The sequence below is a fragment of the Sphingomonas sp. CBMAI 2297 genome (assembly GCF_029870595.1).
Classification (GTDB): domain Bacteria; phylum Pseudomonadota; class Alphaproteobacteria; order Sphingomonadales; family Sphingomonadaceae; genus Sphingomonas.
Genome location: NZ_JAPDIR010000018.1, coordinates 68,642 through 87,286 on the forward strand (window position 1 = coordinate 68,642; position 18,645 = coordinate 87,286).

General features: G+C 68.8%; 13 protein-coding genes. 8 read left to right on the top strand and 5 right to left on the bottom strand.

Features of this window, described 5'->3' with window-relative positions; all coding sequences use genetic code 11:
* The first annotated feature begins 3 nt into the window (after nucleotides 1-3).
* Genes OMP43_RS19820 through OMP43_RS19830 form a run of 3 tightly spaced genes read left to right on the top strand, consistent with a single transcriptional unit; the run spans nucleotide 4 to nucleotide 5,309 of the window.
* A complete protein-coding gene (locus tag OMP43_RS19820) occupies nucleotides 4-3,144 on the top strand; it encodes a CusA/CzcA family heavy metal efflux RND transporter (protein WP_280281279.1) in 3,141 nt (1,046 codons plus the stop codon).
* Nucleotides 3,141-4,583 (top strand): efflux transporter outer membrane subunit, encoded by a 1,443-nt coding sequence (locus OMP43_RS19825; protein ID WP_280281280.1) that lies wholly within the window; start codon nucleotides 3,141-3,143, stop codon nucleotides 4,581-4,583. Before OMP43_RS19820 ends, OMP43_RS19825 begins: the two co-directional genes overlap by 4 nt.
* A 12-nt stretch (nucleotides 4,584-4,595) precedes the next feature.
* The gene (locus OMP43_RS19830; RefSeq protein ID WP_280281281.1) at nucleotides 4,596-5,309 is read left to right on the top strand and encodes a hypothetical protein; all 714 of its coding nucleotides are present in this window, start codon (nucleotides 4,596-4,598) and stop codon (nucleotides 5,307-5,309) included.
* Nucleotides 5,310-5,338: 29 nt separating this feature from the next.
* Here the strand turns inward: OMP43_RS19830 and OMP43_RS19835 are convergent, their stop codons facing one another.
* The 5 genes from OMP43_RS19835 to OMP43_RS19855 form a co-directional block, all read right to left on the bottom strand.
* The gene (locus OMP43_RS19835; RefSeq protein WP_280281282.1) at nucleotides 5,339-5,716 is read right to left on the bottom strand and encodes a YdbL family protein; all 378 of its coding nucleotides are present in this window, start codon (nucleotides 5,714-5,716) and stop codon (nucleotides 5,339-5,341) included.
* A complete protein-coding gene (locus OMP43_RS19840; protein ID WP_280281301.1) occupies nucleotides 5,716-5,901 on the bottom strand; it encodes a YnbE family lipoprotein in 186 nt (61 codons plus the stop codon). Before OMP43_RS19840 ends, OMP43_RS19835 begins: the two co-directional genes overlap by 1 nt.
* A 35-nt stretch (nucleotides 5,902-5,936) precedes the next feature.
* A complete protein-coding gene (locus tag OMP43_RS19845) occupies nucleotides 5,937-9,086 on the bottom strand; it encodes a YdbH domain-containing protein (RefSeq protein WP_280281283.1) in 3,150 nt (1,049 codons plus the stop codon).
* A 106-nt stretch (nucleotides 9,087-9,192) separates the two neighbouring features.
* A complete protein-coding gene (locus OMP43_RS19850; protein ID WP_280281284.1) occupies nucleotides 9,193-11,340 on the bottom strand; it encodes a TonB-dependent siderophore receptor in 2,148 nt (715 codons plus the stop codon).
* A 266-nt stretch (nucleotides 11,341-11,606) separates the two neighbouring features.
* On the bottom strand, nucleotides 11,607-12,686 hold the full coding sequence (locus tag OMP43_RS19855; protein ID WP_280281285.1) for a serine hydrolase domain-containing protein: 1,080 nt from the start codon (nucleotides 12,684-12,686) through the stop codon (nucleotides 11,607-11,609).
* A gap of 265 nt (nucleotides 12,687-12,951) precedes the next feature.
* Between OMP43_RS19855 and OMP43_RS19860 the strand changes: the two genes are divergently transcribed.
* The 5 genes from OMP43_RS19860 (at nucleotide 12,952) to OMP43_RS19880 (ending at nucleotide 18,099) form a co-directional block, all read left to right on the top strand.
* Nucleotides 12,952-15,261 carry a serine hydrolase gene (locus OMP43_RS19860; RefSeq protein WP_280281286.1) on the top strand — a complete coding sequence of 770 codons (2,310 nt, stop codon included), beginning with the start codon at nucleotides 12,952-12,954 and terminating at the stop codon, nucleotides 15,259-15,261.
* A 111-nt stretch (nucleotides 15,262-15,372) separates the two neighbouring features.
* A complete protein-coding gene (locus OMP43_RS19865; RefSeq protein WP_280281287.1) occupies nucleotides 15,373-16,065 on the top strand; it encodes a response regulator in 693 nt (230 codons plus the stop codon).
* A complete protein-coding gene (locus OMP43_RS19870) occupies nucleotides 16,062-17,255 on the top strand; it encodes an ATP-binding protein (RefSeq protein ID WP_280281288.1) in 1,194 nt (397 codons plus the stop codon). Before OMP43_RS19865 ends, OMP43_RS19870 begins: the two co-directional genes overlap by 4 nt.
* A 168-nt stretch (nucleotides 17,256-17,423) precedes the next feature.
* Entirely contained in the window at nucleotides 17,424-17,591 is a 168-nt protein-coding gene (locus OMP43_RS19875) for a hypothetical protein (RefSeq protein WP_280281289.1), read from the top strand.
* A 91-nt stretch (nucleotides 17,592-17,682) separates the two neighbouring features.
* The gene (locus OMP43_RS19880; RefSeq protein WP_280281290.1) at nucleotides 17,683-18,099 is read left to right on the top strand and encodes a hypothetical protein; all 417 of its coding nucleotides are present in this window, start codon (nucleotides 17,683-17,685) and stop codon (nucleotides 18,097-18,099) included.
* Nucleotides 18,100-18,645 lie beyond the last annotated feature (546 nt).

Sequence of the window (18,645 nt, forward strand, 5' to 3'; positions counted from 1 at the left end):
GCGATGAACCGCCTGGTCGCCTTCGCGCTGCATCAGCGCGTGCTCATGGTCCTGCTGCTCGTCGCGATGATCGCCTCGGGCGGCTTCGCCTTCCTGAAGCTCAACATCGAGGCCTATCCCGACCCGGTTCCGCCCGCCGTCGAGATCGTCACCCAGAATCCCGGCATCTCGGGCGAGGAGATCGAGCGGAACATCACGATCCCGATCGAAGTGGCGATGGCCGGCATCCCGCACGTCACTTCGGTCCGCACCATCTCGTTGTTCGGCCTGAGCGACGTGAAGATCCAGTTCAGCTACGACTATACGTTCGAGCAGGCGCAGCAGCAGGTGATCAACCGGCTGAACCAGATCGACGGGCTCCCGGCCGGCGTGCAGCCCGGCATCTCGCCGGTCAGCCCGATCGGCGAGATCTATCGATACCGCGTCGTCGGGCCGCCGGGCTATTCGGTGATGGACCTGAAGACGATCCAGGACTGGGTGGTCGAGCGCCGGATCAAGGCAGTGCCGGGCGTGATCGACGTGACCGGCTGGGGCGGCAAGACGCGCACCTATGAAGTCGTCATCGACAATGACCGGCTGGTCGCAGAGGGCGTTACCGCCGCCAATGTGATCGACGCGCTCGGCAAGAGCAACGCGAATGTCGGCGGGCAGACCGTCACCTTCGGGCCCCAGAACGCGATCGTGCGCGGCGTCGCGCTGATCCATTCGGTCGACGACATCAACCGGGTGCTGGTCGGCACGCACGGCAGCGCCCCGGTCAAGCTCGGCGACGTGGCGACCGTGAAGGTCGGCAACCAGCCGCGGCTCGGCATCGCCGGGCAGGACAAGGACGACGATATCGTCCAGGGCACCGTGCTGATGTATCGCGGCGCGCAGTCGAGCCCGACGATCAAGGCGGTCGAGAACGCGATCCAGGACATCAACGCGTCCGGAATCCTCCCTCCCGGCGTCAAGCTCGAGCGGATCTACGACCGTTCCGGCCTGATCGCGCTGACGACCAGCACCGTCATCCGCAACATGATCGAGGGCATCCTCCTCATCTTCTTCCTGCAATGGCTGTTCCTGGGGAATCTGCGCTCGGCGCTGATCGTGGCGGCGACGATTCCCTTCGCGCTCTGCTTCGCGGTGCTGATCCTCACGGCCCAGGGGGAGTCGGCGAACCTGTTGTCGGTCGGCGCGCTCGATTTCGGCCTGATCGTCGACGCGACCGTGATCATGGTCGAGAACATCTATCGCCACCTGGTCGAGCGCAGCCATGCCGTCGAGCGGGGCAGCGGGCATTATACGCCCGGCAACCGGCTCTCCGCGATCCTGAACGGCGCGGGCGAGGTCAATCGCGGCATCTTCTTCGCCGCCGCGATCATCATCGCCAGCTTCATCCCGCTGTTCACGCTCTCGGGCGTCGAGGGCCATATCTTCGGGCCGATGGCGAAGACCTATGCCTATGCCATCGCCGGCGGGCTGATCGCGACCTTCACGGTCTCGCCGGTGCTCGCCGCGCTGCTGCTTCCGGACCGGCTGAGCGAGGTCGAGACCTGGATCGTGCGCAAGCTGCGCGCCGTCTACGAGCCGGCGGTGCGCTTCGCGATCGCCAATCGGGTGCTGACGCTCGGCGGCGCCGCCGCGCTGGTGCTCGCGGCGGGCACCACCAGCTTCACGCTCGGCGTCGAGTTCCTCCCCAAGCTGGAGGAAGGCAATATGTGGATACGCGCCACCATGCCCGCCTCCGTCTCGCTCGAGGAAGGGCAGAAGGTGGTCAACGAGGCGCGCCGGATCATCCGCTCCTATCCCGAGGTGCAGACGGTAGTGTCGCAGCACGGCCGCCCCGACGACGGCACCGACGCGACCGGCTTCTTCAACGCCGAATTCTTCACGCCGCTGAAGCCGAGCGACCAATGGCCGCGCGGGATGACCAAGGCGAAGCTGACAGCCGACATGCAGAAGCGGCTGAGCGATCGCTTCCCCGGCGTCGAGTTCGCCTTCTCCCAATATATCCAGGACAATGTCGAGGAAGCCGCCTCGGGCGTGAAGGGCGCGAACTCGATCAAGCTGTTCGGCCCCGACCTGGCGACGCTGGAAAAGACGGGCAAGCAGATCGAGGCGGTCATGGCCAAGGTGCCCGGCATCGCCGATCTCGGCATGTTCGAGCTGCTCGGCCAGCCGACCGTCCAGGTAGTCCCCGACCGCGACCGGGCGGCGCGCTACGGCCTGACGCCGGAGGACATCAACCAGGTGGTCCGCGCCGCGATCGGCGGCGAGGCGGCCGGCGACCTGTACGAGCGCGCCACCGACCGGCATTTCCCGATCGTCGTGCGTCTCCAGCCCGGGCAGCGCGACAGCCTGGACAGCATCCGCCGGATCACCGTCGGCGCGCCGGGCGCCAATGGCGCGGTGGTGCAGGTGCCGCTCTCCGAAGTCGCCGAGGTGAAGCTGACCACCGGGCCCTCGTTCGTCTATCGCGAGCATCAGGAGCGCTATGTCCCGATCAAGTTCGCGGTGCGCGGGCGCGATCTCGGCGGCGCGGTGAGCGAGGCGCAACAGGCGGTCGCGCAGCAGGTCAAGCTGCCGCCCGGCTATCATCTCGAATGGGCCGGCGAGCTCGGCAATCTCGAAAACGCGGTCTCGCGGCTGAAACTGGTGGTGCCGATCAGCCTCGGGCTCATCCTCCTGCTGCTCTTCCTGAATTTCGGCTCGGCGATCGACATGCTGCTCGCCGCCTCGGTGATGCCGATGGCGCTGATCGGCGGGGTGCTGGCCCTCGTGCTGACCGGCACCGCGTTCAGCATCTCGGCCGCGATCGGCTTCGTCGCGCTGCTCGGCATCTCGGTGATGGACGGGATCATCGTCCTGACCGCCTTCAACCAGGCGATCGACGAAGGCATGGCGCGCGCGCAGGCGCTGGCCCGGGCATGCAGCCAGAGCCTGAGGCCGGTGGTCATGACCTGCCTGGTCGCCGCGATCGGGCTGGTGCCGGCGGCCTTCTCCAGCGGCATCGGCAGCCAGGTGCAGAAGCCCTTGGCGATCGTGGTGGTCGGCGGAATGATCCTGGCGCCGCTCCTGATCCTGCTGGTCCTGCCCGTGCTCGTCGACTTGTTCTCGCGGCACAGGCCTGCCCTCGTCGCCGAAAGGGAGGCCAATTCGTGAAGCTGCATCCCGCATTGATGGGCGCGGCCCTGCTCTCGGGCTGCACCGTCGGCCCGGCCTTCACGCCGCCCGCCGCGCCGTCCAGCTCGGGCTATACCCCGGTCGCGCCGCTTGCGGCGATACCCGCCACGGCAAGCACGCCCGGCGAGACGCTCGCGATGGGCGCGGCATTGCCGGCGCGCTGGTGGACGCAATTCGGCAGCCCGGCATTGGACCGCCTGGTCGACATGGCGCTGGCCGCGAACACCGATGTCGCGATTGCCGACGCCAATCTGCGACAGGCGCGCGCCCAGGCGGCGGCGGTCGCCGGAAGCCGCCTGCCCGAAGCCGATATCGGCTATCAGGCATCACGCACCCGCGCGTCGGAATCCCTCTCCGATCCGCTGTCGGAGCCGGGTGTCTTCCTCTACGGCCTCCACACCACGACGTTGAACATTTCCTATCCGCTCGACCTGTTCGGCGGAACGAAGCGGCGGATCGAATCCGCCCGCGCGACGGCCGACGCCACTGCCTTCCGGCTCGAGGCCGCCAGGGCGGCCGTGGCGGCCAACACCGTCCTTGCCGTGATCGAGGAAGCGGCGCTGCGCGAGAAGATCGCGGCCACCGAGGCCAGCATCAAGGCCAGCCGCGAAGTGCTGACCCTGCTCCGCGTCCAGCAGGACGCCGGCGCCATCGGCAAGGCGGACGTCGCGGCCCAGGTCGCCGCGCTGGCCCAGGTCGAAGGGACCCTGCCGGCCCTGACCAAGGCGCTGGGCCATCAACAGGCGGCGCTGTCGATCCTGCTCGGGCGCGAGCCCGCCGAGCCCCTGCCGGCCACGCCCGATCTGGACGCGCTGGTGCTGCCCCCGACCCTGCCCGTCTCGCTGCCGTCCCTGCTGGTCCGGCAGCGCCCCGATGTGCGCGCCGCCGAAGCGTCGCTGCACGCGGCGAGCGCCGATGTCGGCGTCGCGATCGCCGCGCGCCTGCCGTCGATCAGCCTTAGCGCGTCGGCGGGCGGCCAGGCGACGCGCTTCGGCGACATGTTCAAGGGCGGCAACCCCTTCTGGTCGCTGATCGGCGGGATCACCCAGCCCCTCTTCCACGGCGGCGCGCTCCGGCAGCAGCAAAAGGCGGCCGAGGCGGCGTTCGACGGAGCGAAGGCGCAATATCGCGCCGCGGTGCTCGGCGCGTTCGGCGACGTCGCCGACGCCCTCACCGCGCTCCATGCCGACGCGGCCGCCCTGGCCGCGGCCGAGAAGGCGGACGGCGCGGCGGCCGAGAATCTGGGATATCTCGACTATCAGCTCCGCCTGGGCCAGGTCGGCACGCTCGCTCTCCTCAACGCGACCGCGACCCGAAGCCAGACCGTCATCGCCCTTGTCGACGCCCGCGCCGCCCGGTTCAGCGACGTGGCGGCGCTGTACCTCGCGCTCGGCGGCGACACCGGGCAGGCGCGATAGGAGGATGGCGCGATGGGTGGCGTGATCGGCGCGATAAGCGGAAAGTTCGTGATCGCGGCGGCGGGGCTGCTGGTCTCCGCTTCGATCGAGGGACACAGGCTGCGGGCCGGCATCGACCCGGCTTCCGAAACCTCGGTCGTGAGCCCGGGCGCCGCGGACCAGGTCGACAAGGGCCAGCGCCCGCATGGCCCCGGCGGCGTGCTGCAGCGCGGCCGCCCGATGACGATCGCCCTGTCGGGCGGCACCTTTCCCGTCGATGCCCTTGCCGTCGCGTCCTCGCCGCTGGAGCCCGGCATCGATTTCCGCATCGGCCGGGATATTTTCGAGAACCATGTCTTCGACCTGGATTTCCCGAGCCGCCGGATCCGGATGGTGCTGCCTGCCGAATATGGCCGCGCGACCCGCTGGCTGATCCCGGTCGATCTCTCACCCGGCCCGGACGGAAGCTGGACCTTCCCGGCCAGCATCGGCGGCAAACCGGTTTCGACGGCGCTGCGACTGTCCGATCCGCGCGGCGCCAGGGCGAGCCCCTCGCTATCGCCGGGCGGCGCGCCGCTTGCGATCGGCATGGGCACGACGACCCTCTCGGTCTCCGACATCGTGCGCACGGCCGCGCCCGATGCGGGGCCCATGGTCACCCTTGGCATCGGCGCCTTTGCGGGCCGTCACATCGTTCTCGACCTGCCGCACCGGCTGTTGTGGATCGATCCGCGTATCCGGGATTGAGCGTCAGCCCATGGGACCGCCGCTTCGGCTCAGAGGCAGCGGGGATCCCGGACGGGCGCGTCGCCGCCCCGGGTGAGCCAGCGGCCGTCGGGCGCCTGGTACTTCTCGCCCGGCGCGGTGCGGGCGATCAGGTTGCAGCCGGTGACGAACGCCATCTGCTCCACCGTCGAGCTCGCCGCCGCCTGCTGCGTATATTGGCGCTTCCGCTGGATGTTGATGTTGTTCACCATCGCCTGGAGCTCGGCCGTCGGGCTGCCGACGATGCCGAGATAGCCGTCGGGCTGCTCGCCGACGAGCCCGGCCTGGCGGGCTGCCTGATAGGCGGGGTCCCGCTGCGCGGAGGCAGGCGCGACCATGGCCGCCGCGAGCGCCGCCGCCAGGCCGAAAGTGGAAAGCAAGTTGCGCATCAGAATATCCCCGGATTGTCCTGAATGATGGCCTTCGCCTTGTTGTCGAGACGATAGACCACTTCCTGGGTGATCGAAATGTTGAGGTTGATGACGATCGGCTTGTCGGGCGCCGTCACGTTCACGCAGCCGCCGGCGAGCGCCACCGGTGCCACGCCGAGATAGCCGAGCCAGTGCGGCAACACCTGTGTCACGCTTCGAAGCTGCATATTCTTGCCTTTCATGGGACAGGGGCGCTTTCTCGGGGCTGAACGGCGGGCCTGGCGCCCTCCTGTGCACGATTCTGCTCCTCGATCAATGACCGCAGGTTGCGCTCGATGAGGCGCCGGGGATCGTACCAGGACTGGACGGAGTCCAGCAGCTGGCGGAAGGGCGCGCTGATCCGCACGTTGAACACGAAGGGCAGCCGCGCCAGCCGGCGGATCAGGAAATTCGATCTGGTGCCCTGGCCCTGGCTCACGCCCGAAAAGCCGATGTCCGTGATCATCTCCCCGGCCAGCGGGCCGTTCATCCGGATGGTGAGGTTCTTGTAGTTCAGCGATTTCAGCGCTTGGAACGCCATGTTGCCCCAGAAGCCGACATCCTGCCGCGAGACCTCGCCGACATAGGCGATGTGCCCGCCGGTCCGGGCGTGGAGCTCGCCGCCTTCGATCCGGCCGCCCTTCGCGTCGAAGATCATCGGCAGCGTGCCGTCGAACGTGCCGGTGGCATCCAGATTGTCGAAGGCCATTTCCTTCAGGAACAGCGCCGCGTCGGCACCCTTCACATGGAAGGTCAGCCGCCGCTCGCCCGCCACGTCGAAATCGAGGACGGTGGGGTCCAGGACGAGCTCGCCGCCCGCAAAGGGCCAGCGCGCGCCCTCCACCCGCACGCGGCGGCTGTCGAGCAGCTGGTAGCGCAGCACGCCGCCGCGCACCGGAACGCCGGGATTGATCTCGGCGACATTGGCCGCCTGCCCCGGCGCGCTGCGCAGGTTGAGCAGGTCGGTGAAGTCGAGCTGCGTCGTGAGGCCCTGCACCGGGCCGAAGTCCGCGGCCAGATCGACATTGGTTGCCGTGAAATGGCCGGTGCTGGCGACCGTGTCGCCCGACCAGCCGAACCGCCCGGTGCCGGCGATCAGCCCGTTCACATCGGCGATCACGCCAAAGGTGAGCGGCGTGAGATCCCTGGGCTGAAGGCCGTCGACATGGAAGCGGATGCCGGGCACGTCGAGCAGCGCCTGCCCTTCCCCGCGGGCCAGGTCATGCGTGATCTTCACCGTTGCCACGGGCAACTGGCGCTTGGGGCTGACCAGCCCGGCCTGCGCATCGATCTTGCCGTCGCTGAGGCGCAGGGTGGCGTCCGGTGCCGCCAGCGGCTCGAAACGCGGCGTGGCCTCCGCATCGGCAAGGGTGAAGCCGCCCCGCAGCAAGAGGTCGCCACCTTCGACCCGCCAGCTGCCCTTGCCCTCCGAGAGCTGCAGCGGCACCGCGCCGATCTGGCCGCCAAGCGCGTCGAAATCCCCGCTCAGGCCCGAGCGGAAGCTGCCGCGCAGCTGGCCGATATCGAGACGCGTCGGTCGCTCGCCCCCCAGGCGCGCCGCGGCCTTGGTGACGGTGAAACGGCTGGTGGCCAGGTCGAGCTGCGCGGCTTCCGCCGCAAGGCGCAGGGCGCCGTCCCCCATCCTGCCCTTCAGCTCCGGCTGCGCGACCCGAATGCCGCCGGCGAGCCCATCCGGCCCCCATCGGACCATTGCCGGCCCGAGCGGGCACAGCTGGAGGCGATTGCCGTCCAGGACGGCGCCGGCCGCGGAGACGCGCGAGAAGCCGACCGGGCCGCACCCCGGGTTCACCGCGAGCATCCGCGCGTCCCAGCGCACGAGGAGCGGCATCGACAGCCCGTCGACGCGCCCGCCGCTTACCGGCCCCGACAGGATCATCGCGGTCCGCATTTCGCCGGCCGTGCCGCGCATGCTGAAATCGAGGCTGGAGAGCTCCAGCCGGGCGCCGCCGGCCGCATAGGGCCGGACGAACCCGGTGCCGCGCAGTTCCGGGCTTCCCGGCCGGCGCGACAGCCGCACGATCGCATCCGGCAGCCCGCCGCCGCCAATCGACAGCTGCCCCGCGAGATCGATCCCGCCATCGCGCAGATCGAGCCCGAGGCCCGTGCCCTGGCCGAAATGCAATCGTGCGCCCGAGCGCGCGGCAAGGTCCAGGCGCCGAAAGCGCAGCGCTCTCCGATCGACGCCCATCGCGAGCTCGAGCGCCGCGGTGCCACCGAAGCCGCGGCCGGCCGCGCCCATTGCTCGCGCGAGCTGCCGGACCAGGGGCGCGGCCGGCGAACCCTGTCCGGCATCTTCATAGCCCGCGACCCTGCCGAGCAGGGAGGGCGGCAGCGCCGCTCCCTCCAGAGCGACCTCGCCCTGGAACCCCATGGTTCCGCCGAAGGTGTAGCGGCCGGTCATCGCCGCCGAGCCCGCGCTGATTTCGCTGGCGGCAAGCGCCCCGGAACGGAGCGCGACACTGCCCTCCGTCCGCGCCCGACCCCCATCGAAATCGATGCTGCCACGCAGGCGGTTCAACCGGCCGAGGGACGAGCCCATGGCTTCCACGCCCAGGTCAGCGCTGCCCTTCCAGCGCGCCAGCGATGCTTCCAGCGCGGCCCGCACATCGATGCGGAGCTGCGTCGCGCGCGTGTCCGCACAAGCGACCCGCGCTGCCTGGGCCGGGCCGTCGAGGCGCGGCGCCCCGTGCCGGATGCGCAGCTGCATGCTGGCCGCAACGCCGTCCAGGGCGCAGTCCGCGATGCGCAGGCGCGTGGAGTCGGCGCGCAGCGTGCCGGCAAAGCCATCGGCCAGCATCCCCTTGCCGCTCAGGCCGAGCACGACCAGCCCGCCGCCACTGTCGAGCCGGAGCTGCGCATCGGCGACATCCACGATCAGGCGGGGCAGCGCGAACGGCTTGCCGGAGGGCGGCGGCAGCAGCCGGTCCAGCGATCCCAGCGACAGCGCGCCGTTCACGATCCGGCCCTTGGCCCGGACCTTGCCGGCCTTTGCCACCAGCACCTCCGCGCGCCAGGGATAGAGCGAGGTACGCAGCTCGATCCAGTCCGCGACGAGGTCCGGGTCGCGCGGATCGCCGATCGACACGTTGACCAGCCGTTGCCGCCAGGGCGACAGCTGCTCGATCTCATAGCGGGCCGGGACCCCGCGCCTGGCCAGCTCGCGATCGACGAAGCCGCGCGCGATCGTGCGGCGTTGCAGCCAGGCCGCCACCCCGACCATGACCAGGAGGACCAGCAGGCCGATGGCGACGCGGCCCCAGCGCCACGCCGCGCGCGGCGCGATCGCTCGCGCCTTTCCCGCGCCCGCCTCTTCGTCACCAGGATCCACGCCCGCTCCAGCCAACAAGCGCCCAACCGGTCGCGGCGCCGCTATCACCTAGAGTATTTTCATCCCCCAAAGGTTCCGTCAAAGGCAAGCGGCGGTGGACGGCGCGTCAGAAATTATATCTGAGCGTCGCCCGCGCGTTTCGCGGCTCGCCATAGACGAAGCCGGGGAACCAGCTGTTGCCGCTGTAGAAGGTCCGGTCGAACAGATTGTCGACATTGAGCTGGAGCGACAGCTGCCGGGTCAGCTCGTAGCGCGCCATCAGGTTGACGATGGCATAGGCAGGCTGGCCGATCGGCTCGACGATGCCCGTGCCGGGATTCTGCGCGGTGACCGGCGGCCGGCTCTCCCATTTCAGCGCCCCGCCCAGGCTCAGCCCGTCCAGCGCGTCGGCAAAGGCGTATTTGGTCGCCAGGTTGAACGCCCGGCGCGGCTGATGGGCGAGCACGTCGACGCCCTGGGCATCCTTCGCGCTATAGTCGCTCCAGCCCAGGCTGAGATCCCATTGCCGCGTCACCTTGCCGACGATCTCGATCTCATAGCCCTTGGCGACCGTTCCCGTCGCCCCGCGATAGGCCGGGTTGGAGGTGCCGGGCACGAACTGCCCCGGATCGGGCACGGCGAGATTGCCCTGCTCGATGCGATATACGGCGGCGGTCGCCAGCAGCTTGCCGCCCAGCAGCAGCGCCTTCAGGCCGGCCTCGTAATTCTTGCCTTCGAGGGGATTGAGCAGGCGCCCGTTGCGGTCGCGGACATTGCCCTGCGGCTTGAAGATCTTGGTGTAGCTCGCATAGGCGGACAGGTTGCTGGTGATGTCGAGCACCAGGCCCGCATAGGGAGTGAGCACGCCCTTGTAGGTCAGCCGATAGGCCGGGCTCGTCCCCGCCGCCTCCTCGTTGCGCCGGAAATAGCTCAGCCGCCCGCCGCCGATGAGCTTGAGCGGCCCGAACAGCGCGATCCGCGTCGTGGCGAAGAGCGCCGCCTGGGTAGTGGAGCCCCGGCTGGAGACGTAGCGCGGCCCCCAGGCCGGCTGGGCGAGCGTCCCGTCCCAATGGTTGAAATCGGCGATGGGATCCATCGCGATCGGATCGCGGTTGGACCATCCGTCGGTGAGGCGGTTCACCATGGCGCCGACGGCCAGGTCATGCTCGCCGCCCAGCAGCGAGAACGGGCCGCTGGCCTGGATGCTGCCGTTCCACTGCTCGGGATCGGCCTTGAACCAATAGGCCGAGGTCGCCATGCCGGCGCCGGTCACCCGGTCGGGCATGCCGTCGAGCCAGAGCAGCCGCGATTCCTCCAGCCCCTTGTGATAGCCGAGATCGCCGCGAATGCTCCATTTGCCGCCCAGATCATGCGTGAGCGTGGCGAAACCCGAGATCTCGGTGGTGTTCCAAAAGCCCCAGTCGGTGCCGGTGGTCTTGGAGCGCGGCCAGCGGGTCCGCGTGCCGTCGGTATACCAATAGGGCAGCTGCGCCCACATCACCCCGTCGCGATCGTCGCGCTGATAGCTGCCGCCGATCGACAGCTTGGTGCGCGGGCCGAGATCGGCGTCGACCACGCCGTAGAGGACGAGGCCCTTCTTCTCCTCGCGATCGACGAAACCGTCCTGCCGATAGGCCTGGGCGACGGCGCGCACGCGCACCGCCCCCGCGGCGTCGAGCGGCGACTGCACGTCCAGGGTCGCGGCGAAACGGTTCCACGACGCGGCCTCCAGGCTGACCTGGCCGGAAAAGGCATCGGCATCGGCATGCTTGCGGATCAGGTTGACGACCGCCGAGGGATCCCCCGCTCCGTGCATCAGGCCCGCCGCGCCGCGCACCAGGTCCACGCGCTGATAGATCGCGGTGCTCGTCTCGCCGAAGCCGACATTGCCATTGGCGAAGGGCGCGCCGTCGAGCTGGAAATTCTGGACCTCGAAGCCCCGCGCGGAGATCGCGCTGCGGCCGCGATCGATGTCCTTCTTGGAAATGCCGACGGCGAAGTCGAGCGCGTCGTTGATCGAGATCAGCGCCTGGTCGTCGATCTGCTGCCGAGTGATGACGCTGATCGTCTGCGGCGTCTCGATCGGCGTGAGATGCAGGCCGGTGGCGGTGGTCGGCTGGTCGCTCCGGCCATAGCCCGTGACGACGATGCCCTCGCTCGTCTCCTCCTCCGCCCCCGCCGCCGCGCCCGGCTGCGATGCCTGCTGCGCGTGAAGCGATGCCGGCACGAGCGTTACGGCAGAGCCGGCCAGCAGCAAATGAAACGAACGGCGCATCATCGTCCCCCTTTTTGTCTTTCGCCGCGCCTCTCCCTTCCCCCTTCCCGGACGCAGCCGCGATCGCTCCCGCCGGCAGGGAGCCGCCGCCAGGCGGATCGGCCCTTTCCGGGAGATGGAGCGAGCATGGCCCGTTCGCGAGGACGGAAGCGATGATTCGCGTTCCCGATGCCGCGCCACTAATGCGATTAATTAGCAATTGCAAATCCGCCGGTGCCGAACCGGCGCGACCTTATCCGGGAAGCGTCACCGCGCGCCGGCCCGCCTCACGACCACAGGGCCCGCAGCCGGGCCATGAAATCATCGTCCCAAGTGGGGGAGAAGGCATTGGTGGCAAAGGCGAAACCGCAGGCCTCCACCGGGTCGAGCGCGAGATAGGCGAAGCAGCTGCCCGTGGAGCCGGCATGCCAGAGCCGCAGCCGCCCGTCCGAGGGCCGCTCGACGCACCAGCCGAGCGCATAGTTCCAGTCGACTCCCGGCTCGGGGTTGCAGCCGACCGGGCGATAGAGCGTCCCCAGCACCCCCGCCTGCGCCATCGGATCGGCGAGCAGGCGCAGATGCGCCGCGCCATACCGGGCGAGATCGGCGATCCGGCCATGGACGTCGCCCGATGGACGGACGATGTCCAGATCGTCGACCGCCCGCCTGCCCGGCTTCAGCGCCACCCATTTCTCGCCCCATAGCGCGTGCCGGTGCTCGACCGGCTGCGTGCCGTCCTGGGGCGGCCGGTCGAACCCCGCGCCGCGCAGGTCGAGCGGATCCAGCACGTGCCGGCGCATCAGGGTGCGATATGCCTCGCCGGTCGCGGCAACGGCAATCGCCCCGGCAAGGCCATAGCCGAGATTGGAATATCGGAAATCGCCATCCCGCTGTGGCCGCGGCGCGCGCAACGCGTTGCCGAGCAGCCGCGCGGACGTCCGCCCCGGATTGCCGCCCAGGAGCAGATATCGCACCAGACCCGGCCGCGACGGATCGGCGGGCAGACCCGCACGGTGCGCGAGCAGATCCAGCAGAGTCACGTCCTGGAGCGCGCTGGCCCGCGCATCGGGCATCGCGGCCAGCCCCTCGCCCACGGTCATGTCCCAGCGCAGCACGCCCGCCTCGACCAGGCGCGCGATCATCAGGCTGGTCATGGATTTGCCGATCGAGCCATAGTGCCACACATCGTCGATCGTCGCGGCCGTCCCGCCGGCCTGGCGAAGGCCGCACACCGCCGTGACGGCCTCTTCGTGCGCGCCGAAAACGGCGCATGCCGCCGCGGGCAGATCGAAGGCGTCGCGGAACTGCCCCAGCCGCGCCGCTATCGGATGCGACGATGTCCGGACTGGCTCGGATGACGATGGCATGGCAGCTTTCCTGATCGTGAAGGCGATCGCCGGGGCGACCGCGCGGCGAGTCGCCGCCCGTCGGATTGATCATCCTCCATTGCGTGGAGAATGCGTGGAGCATCTGCGAAGCCGATGCGAAGGCGCGGCCGCGCGTTGCCCTTCCCTTCTTCGCCGGCCCCCATGCCCGCGCGGGACTTCGCCTGCACGGAGTCTCCACATCCCCTAGCCGCCGCCTGCACGATCCTCCGCCACCGGCCCGCCACGATCTCATGGAGAAGCGGCGATGAAGGCGAGACTGTTGGTTGGAATGATCGGTGTCGGCGCCACCGTGGCGGCGCTGCCCGCCCAGGCGCAATATGCGGTCGGCCGATGCGTGGTGACGCGAGGCCTGGAGCGGACCCTGCGCGACTTTCAGGCGCGCGCGCGCCAGGCCAATGGAACGCCCGGCATGGTGGCGACGGTGTTCGACAAGGACGGTGTGGTCGCGACCGCGGCCGCCGGCATACGCAGCCTCAATACCGGTGAGGCGCTGACCGGAGACGATAATTTCAACCTGGGCTCCCACACCAAGCACCTGCTGGCGGTGAGCGTAGGCCAGCTCGTCGACCAGGGGCGCCTGTCCTATGATGCACGGATCGGCGAATTGCTGCCCGACATGGCGGCCTCGATGCAGCCCGCCTTCCGCGATGCCACCGTCCGGCAATTGCTGTTCATGACCGCCGGGTTCGGTGCGTACAACGGCACCGATCCGGAGCGCACCGGCGCCATGCTGGCCGCATTCGCGGCGGCGAGCGGCGGCCCGGCGGAGCGGCGGGACCAGTTCGCCCGCTTCCTCCTGGCTTCCGAGCCGGACTATGCACCGGGCGAAGGGCAGGTCTATTCGAATGCCGGCTTTGCCGTGCTCGGCACGATATATGAGCGACTGGTCGCCCGCCCCTATGAGCAGGCGGCGGTGGACAGCGTGTTCGGGCGCGTCGGGACGACGGCCGGCTTCGGCATTCCCCGCGACCTGGGACCGGCCAATCCGTCGGTGCATCTGGCGGCCGGGGACGGCACGCTGGTCGCGATCGACGATCCGGCCGAAGTCACCAATGCCCTGTTGGGCCGGCTACCGCCCGAGCTCGCCCCGGCGGGCGGCATGGTCGCGACCATGCCCGCCTTCGCGAAGGTGGAGCAACAATTGCTGCGCGCCTCGATGGGCTTGTCCCAGCCGCTCGCTTCCGCCGCTGCGCTCCGCGGGTTGTTCGAGCCGGTCGGCGAACTGGGGGCCGGCGGCATCGTCACCTCGCGGATCACCGGCCGGACGACGCATTTCTTCGAGGGGAGCACCGGCGGCGGCCATGCCTTTTCCTTCCTGGTCCCGACCGCCGGCATCGGCGTGGTGTTCGCCAGCAACAGCGGGGTGAACCCGTTCATCGGGGTCGCGGACACGCAGGAGGATGGCTATGCGCTGATGATGGCGCTCGCCGAACGGGCCCGCCACGGCGTGCTCGTCGCGCAGAGCGCCGATCAGGGCGCGGTCTTCGGCGAAGTCGAGGCGTCCTGCGCCGCCAGCAAGGGCGATCTCTTCGCCGTCACCCGGACCTTCGGCGACCTGACGAGCGCGCAGGCCTCGGCGCTGGCCGAGCGGATCGCGCCCGACGACAGCCGGCTGATCGATCGCCTGTCCGCGGCGTCGCTGGAGGCGATGGCGGATCATGTCGATGCGCACATGTCCGTCGGCGGCAGCGCCTTTCGCGGACGGCTGGCCGACCATGGCGAAGGGCGCTGGCGGGCCTTCCTCGCGGGCGGGGCGCTGGGCGGACGGGCGATCGCGGATACGGCCGCGCCGGGGGCCGACATTGCCGGCTGGACGAGCAGCTGGGGGTTCACGGGGCCGGTGGGCGATCGCCTGCGCGCCGGCATCGCCTTCGGCTATGCCCAGGCACGCGCCCGGCTGGCCGGCGGCGCGGGATCGGCTCGCCTGACCTCGCCGCAAATTGCCCTCGCCCTCGCCTATGACGGCGGCAATGGCCTGTTCGGCGATTTCCGGGCCATGCTCGCGCGCCAGAGCGTCCGGACGGAGCGCGACCTGGCCATCGAGGGGCTGGATCCCGGCACGGCCCGGGCGCGCCGCACGGCCATCGGCAGCCTGGTCGATGCCAGCATCGGCTATGCGGTGGGTGGCCGGCTGCGGATCGCGCCGGTCGTCGGGCTGCGCTTCATCGGCAACAATGTGGATCGCGCCGAGGAAAGCGGCTCGGCCCTGGCGCTGACGATCGATCGCCGCCATTCGCACCGGCTCGATGCACGCGCCGGCCTGTCGATCGCCACCGGCTTTAACCTTGGCGGGGCGGTGATCCGCCCGAGCGTGGAAGCGTTCCAGGTCCGCACCATCGCCGATCGCCGCCCGGACCTGGTCGCCCGCTTCGCCGAGGGCGGCGGCGCGATGCGCTTCGCGGCCGCTCCGATCGATCGCGCATGGACGAGCGTGCGGGCCGGAATCGACATCGACGCGGGGCCGGCGGCCTTTCAGCTCGGGGCAACCGGCGCTATCGGACGGGACGGCCGCGACGATCTGCGGCTTATGGGCGGCACACGGGTGCGGTTCTGAGCGGAGGCGGCCGCTTCCGGAGGCCGCCTCCATCATTTCTCCATATGATCTTCACGCATCCCGAATAATCAGGTCAGAGGATGGCGGATATCCTTCATCAGGCGGAATAACGTGGAAAATGCGCTGATCCTCATCGTCGAGGACGAACCCCAGATTGCCCGCATCCTGTGCTCCTATCTGGAGCGCGAGGGATACAGGACCGTGACCGCCGAGGATGGCGAGGTCGCGCTGGTCCATCACCAGTCGCTCAAGCCCGATCTCGTGCTGCTCGACATCGGGCTGCCGAAGCGCGACGGCTTTTCGGTGCTGGCCGATCTGCGCGCGCGCGGCATGACCCCGGTCATCATGACTACCGCGCGCGCGGAGGATCTCGACAAGCTTTCCGCGTTGCGGATCGGTGCCGACGATTATGTCGTGAAGCCGTTCAATCCGCTCGAGGTCGTCGCGCGCGTGAAGGCCGTGCTGCGCCGTTCGGCCGGTGCGGGCCACGATCAATCGCTGATCCGGTTCGGAGCGCTGCAGCTCGATACCCTGAGCTATACCGCGGCGATATTGAACGATACGGCCACGATCCCGCTCGACCTGACGCTCACCGAATATCGGCTGCTGTCGCACATGCTGCGCGCGCCGCGCCGCGTGTTCGACCGCGCCGAGCTGGTCGATGCCTGCCTGCCGGAGGGGAATGCGCTCGAACGGACGGTGGACAGCCATATCAGCAACCTGCGCCGCAAGCTCGACCGGGCCGGGATGACCGGGCTCTGCGTCGTGGTGCGCGGCGTCGGCTATCGGCTGGCCGCGTCATGATCGCCGCGTTGCGCGCCCGCCTGCGCCGCCGCTGGCCCATCGCGCGCCAGCTGGCGACGGCGCTGGTGGTGATCGTCCTCGTCAACTGCGTGCTGATCTTCGTGGCGATGACGATATGGACCGCCAACGAGGAGCGGCATATCCGGGAAACCTCCTCCCCCGCCACCCAGCGCGCCATCGCCGCGCTCGATGCCGGCCGGGTTCCCGATTTCAAGGGCATCGACAAGGTCATCAAGGAAGTCAACGACCTGACGGAAACGGTGAACGAGCGCGGCAACACCGCGCTGCTGATCTGCCTGCTGCTCGCTGCGATATGCGATTTCGTCCTCGGCAGCATCTTCCTCGCCAAGCTGGGCCGCGGCCTGAACGACGTCGCCTTCACGGCCCGGCGGGTGGCCGATGGCGACCTGTCGGCACGCGCACCGCTGGTGCGCTGGGCCTCGGCGGAGGAAGCGCAGCTCATCGACGATTTCAACGCGATGGCGCAATCGCTGCAACGCGCGGAACGCGAGCTGGCGGAAAGCACGGCTGCGATCGCCCATGAATTGCGCACGCCGCTCACCATCCTGCGCGGGCGCATCCAGGGCACCATCGACGGCCTGTTCGCGCATGAGGAGAAAGAGATGCGATCCTTGCTGCTGCAGGTGGAAGGGCTGGGGCAGCTGGTGGACGATCTCCAGACCATCAACCTGGCCAAGTCGGACCGGATGATCCTGAATCCCGATCATATCGACCTCGCGCAGGAGGTGGAGCGGGTCATCGCGCTGGTCCGGCCCGATCTGGAAGCCGCGGGACTCGAGCCGGTGCTCATCCTGCGGCCGACCGCCATCGTCGCCGATGCCGCGCGGATCCGCCAGATGATCGGTGCCGTCCTGTCGAACGCGCAGCGCTATGCCGCCGGGAGCGGCCCGTTGCGCATCTGCACGGCACGGCACGGCGGCTGGGCGGTGCTCGAGATCGTCGACCACGGCCCCGGGCTGCCGGAGGAGGCCATGGACAAGGCCTTTGACCGGTTCTGGCGCGCCGAAGCCTCGCGCGCACGGCATAGCGGGGGCAGCGGCCTCGGCCTCTCGGTCGTCCGCGCCATTGCCGAGGCGCATGACGGAACCGCGACATTGGCGAACCATGAGGGCGGCGGCGCGATCTTCACGCTGCGCCTGCCGGTGGGCGTCGCTCCCGATGCGGCCTGATCGACCGTGCCGAAACCGGGCGCTCCGGCAATTCGCATAATAATCGGACAGTTTACGCAAAAACGCAGCATTCACGCTCTAGATCAGCTTCCAAATGGGGTGGTACGGATTTCATGACAGCGGGAAGAGATCAGTTGCGGAATACCGCACGGATCGTGGCGTCAAGTCATGGGTGAAGTAGAACGCAGCCGCGCCGTGGCACTTTCGCTGATGCGAATGGCGTTGGCATTGCTTGATCGGTACGGCAGTCCCCTTGCCGCCGCCCGGCTGCAATATGCGATCGATACCGAAGAAGAACTTCCCGATCGCGCGGCTTCCACGGATTTGAGCGCTTGATCGCCCTGCGGCGGGTTCCGCTTCGCCGCGCCGCGGCCCACGGGGACGTCCTTGTCCTCGACATGCATCATCATCACGGCATTTGCTGACCATGGTGTCCATCGCGGCATTGCTCTTCTGCGGCCTGCTTGCCGGCCTGGCGGCGTTCCAGCTCGGCCTCATCGCCGGCCTGCCGCTGGGCCGCTTCGCCTGGGGCGGGCAGCATCGGATACTCCCTCCCCGATTGCGATTCGGCAGCGGGATCGCGATCCTGATCTATGCGGTACTTGCCCTGATCATCCTCGACAGGGCCGGCCTTGTCGCGATCCTGCCGGATGCCTGGTCGCGGGGCCTCGCCTGGGCGACCGCGCTCTATCTCGCATTCGGGCTCGCCCTGAACCTGATCTCGCAGAGCCGGGACGAGCGCCGGCTCATGGCGCCCATGGCGACGCTCCTCCTCTGCTGCGCGCTCGTGGTAGCGATGGCGCCGATTACGCCGCCATCCCTCTTGCCGGCCACCGCGACCTGAAGGCGCGCCCGGCACGGCACCGCCACCGGTGACGCGCCCATCCGTCTCCTTGCCAATGGCCTGAGGCAGCGCAGCGCAACGGAATGGGTCCGCCCGGAAGCCGAACCCGGGACTCTCGCGTCCATCATCCACAATGGACGAGATCATGGCGACGCGCATTTCGTCATCGCACCAAATACAACTCGGGGCCGATCTTAAATTAATCCGATGCCCCGGAGATCATGACGGAATCATCCGCAAGAACCGCCCCACATAAAAGTGGTTTTTATGAACATATCTCCTATCCAAGGCAAATTGCCTGCGATCGATTATCGGTAACCGATAGGAATCATTGCCAGTAATCCACCATACGCAGATTCCGTAGAATCATGACACCCATGACACCCCCAGCACTATCGTTAGATTTCTCCGAAACACCTGGCGAGTCGCAGCCCACTCGTCGACATTCCAGCACGTAATCCATAGCGATATTGTCACGTTATTGTGACTTCCATAGATTTTTCCGAAACCATTAAGCCAATGGATTCAAAAGATTACCACAATGAT